General features: G+C 74.7%; 2 protein-coding genes. Both read right to left on the bottom strand.

Features of this window, described 5'->3' with window-relative positions; genetic code table 11:
- Positions 1-105: 105 nt before the first annotated feature.
- Entirely contained in the window at positions 106-1,089 is a 984-nt protein-coding gene (locus E1265_RS35325; protein ID WP_132935038.1) for an ABC transporter ATP-binding protein, read from the bottom strand.
- Between the two features lie 118 nt (positions 1,090-1,207).
- Complete coding sequence (locus E1265_RS35320) at positions 1,208-2,458, bottom strand: NYN domain-containing protein (RefSeq protein ID WP_132935037.1); 1,251 nt, start codon at positions 2,456-2,458, stop codon at positions 1,208-1,210.
- Between the last annotated feature and the right edge of the window lie 421 nt (positions 2,459-2,879).

Here is a 2,879-nt window from a genome sequence, read left to right as displayed (position 1 = left end):
GTCAGATGTGAATAAGCGACAGGGGGAAGAAACCCGCGTCGAGGCCGAAGCAGCAGGCACGCGGGGGTACGGGCCGCCTTCGAGGGTCAGCCGCCAGGCGACACCTCATTCGCGGTCCAACCCCTCACCGCGCCCGCCGAGGGCCAGGTAGACGTCCTCCAGGCTCGGCGTGGTCAGCGTGAAGTCGTCGAGCGCCGCGAAGGCCGGCCCCTGGGTGAGCGTGGTGACGAGCGCACGCGCGTCGTCCGCCGGGAGGCGGAGCGTCCAGCGGCGGCCGGCGACCGTGGCCGCGGCCAGCGCCGCGGCGAGCGCCGGCACCCGCAGCGGCGGTTCGTCGCGCCAGACCAGTTCGAGCCGGACCTCGGCGCTGACCAGCGACCGAAGCCCCGCCGGGCTGTCACAGGCGATGACCTGGCCGGCGTCGAGCACCGCGACCCGGTCGAGGACGGTCTCGGCCTCGGTGACGTTGTGCGTGACCAGCAGCACCGTGGTGCCGTCCCGCTCGCGGCGCCGGTCGAGTGCGGACCAGACGGCGCGCCGGGCGACCGGGTCCATGCCGGCGGTCGGCTCGTCGAGCACCAGCAGTGGCCGCTGCGCGGCCAGCGCCGCGCCCACGCAGGCGAGCCGCCGCTGGCCGCCGGAGAGCCGCTTCAGCGGGCGGCCGGCGAGCGGCCCGAGCGCCAGCTCGTCAAGCACCGCGTCCCGCTCGCGGCGCGCGGCTGGCGCGTCAAGGCCGCGGAGCCTGGCGGTGGTCTCGACGGCCAGGGAGACCGTCAGCTCGTCGAGCGCGCTGGACTCCTGGCCGAGGTAGGCGAGCAGCCGGGAGGCGTGGCCCGGGTGGCGGACGAGGTCGTGGCCGAGGAGCCTGATGGTGCCGGCGTCGGGGCGGAGCAGCCCGGTGAGCTGTCGGACCAGGGTGGTCTTGCCCGCGCCGTTGGGGCCGAGCAGGCCGAAGATCTCGCCGCGGGCCACGTCGAGGTCGATGCCGTCGTTCGCGACGACCGGTGGCGCGGGCGCCGCCCGCCGCCGCCCTGGACGCCAGCCCTGGCCCCTCGACCGGTAGGTCTTGACGAGACCGCGGACGGTCAGCGCGGCCTCGGCCGGGGCACTGGGCGGTGCGGGAGTTCGGGCCTCGGCCCGTGCGGTAGATGAGGCCACGGTGCACGAGCCTACGCCGCGCGACGGGCCGGTCGGCCGCCGGGGCGGGTCAGGAGGCCCGCTCGACGCCCGTCCTGGTGTCGACCTCGCGCCAGAAGCCGGCCCTGATCGCGTAACGATCCTGCTCGTCGATCTGGTCGTCCTTGTGCGCCAGCAGCCCGAACCGGGCCGCGTAGCGCAGCAGTTCGCCGTCGATGCGGTGAGGGATGCGGGGGTACTCGGTGGAGAGGCGGTCCAAGTGCTGGGCCGAGATCAGGCGTTCGGCCCAGCGGCGGGCGAACACCTGGCCCACCTCGAACGGGTCGCCACTGACGGCGGTGATGTCCTCCTCGCGGTCCGCCCACCGCTGCTCGGCGGTGGTGAGCTGGGAGAGCATCGGCAGGGCTGCGGTCTCGGGCGACTCCTCGGGCGTGCCCCGGTCGACCCAGCCGCGGTCGGAAGACCAGCGCAGGGTGGCGGTGGGCGGCGGACCGCTGTGCCCGACGGCGGGCGCGGGGCGGCCGAGGGAGGCGAGGTCCTTGGGGGTGGGGACGCCCTTGGCGCCGGTCGCGGGTGCCCCCGCGGCAGCCGGCGCGCGGTGCTCTGGGGCGCAGCCCTCCTCGGTCTCGGGGGCCGAGCCGTTCTTGCCCGCCGGCACCCGGGCCGGCCGGCCCGCCTCGCCGCCGGTGCCGGTGGTCTCGGGGAGCGGCGCCGCGAGGATGGCGGCGATCTCGGGGCGCGGGGTGGGGTGCGCGGTGTCGGCGGCCGGCGCCTCGTTGACGCGGACGGCGCGGGTGATCCAGGCGCGGTCGAGGACGCGGCGCTCGTCGGCCTCGGCGACCAGGTCCTCGGACTGGTTGTAGTCGCCGTCGGCGGCCTGGACGGCCCACAGGTGGACGGCGACGCCGTGTTCCTTGGCGGACATGAGCCCCGGCAGCAGGTCGCCGTCGCCGGTGACCAGGACGATGTCGGCGCAGGCCCGGTTGCGGGCCAGCTCGGTGAGCTCGGCGTGCATGGCGGCGTCGACGCCCTTTTGCGCCCAGCGGCCGTCGCTGCGGGTGAGCGCGCCGAGGCGCACGGTGACCCGCGGCATCACCCGCAGCCTGCGGTGCTCCGGCTGGGGCACCCGGTCGGGGGCGCCGTCGAACCAGTAGATGCGCAGCAGCTCACGGCCGGTGTCGGCCTCGGCGCGTTCACGAAGGGCCTGGATGAGGGCTGCGTGGTCGACGGTGATGCGTGGGCGGGCCGGTTCGCCCGCGAGCAGGCTGGCGGCGGCGCCCAGCAGATAGCCGGCATCTACCAGGACGACGCAGCGGTCCACGTTGCACCTCGCTCACCAGAACGTTCACAGAAGTGTCTTCTTCAGTCTGCCCGCCTTGAGTCTGCCCGACCGAAGCGCCGTTATCTGCGCCAACTCGATCTTCGGCGTGGCGAATCCGCCGGGCACCCCGCCCGGAATGCGAAGTATGGTGCGCCGTGCGAATCTGGTCGCGGGCCCGTGGTCTACCCGACGTTTCCTTCTGTCCCAGCCTGGAGGCGATCATGGCCAAGAACAAGAACCGCGACCGGCGACCGCGGCAGGATCCCCGGCGAGCCGATCGGCCGAGTCCCGGCTCCGGATCGAGTCCCTCGCCGTCCGACGCGACGATGGACCAGCCGAAGATCCGGAAGCGCGAGCGGCGGTTCGGTCACAACTGACGCGGCGGCGACCGCGTGCGAGAGGGCGCACCCCGATGTCGGGG

It is taken from the genome of Streptomyces sp. 8K308, from assembly GCF_004348315.1.
Classification (GTDB): Bacteria; Actinomycetota; Actinomycetes; order Streptomycetales; family Streptomycetaceae; genus Streptomyces.
This window is presented reverse-complemented; position numbering and strand designations above follow the sequence as displayed.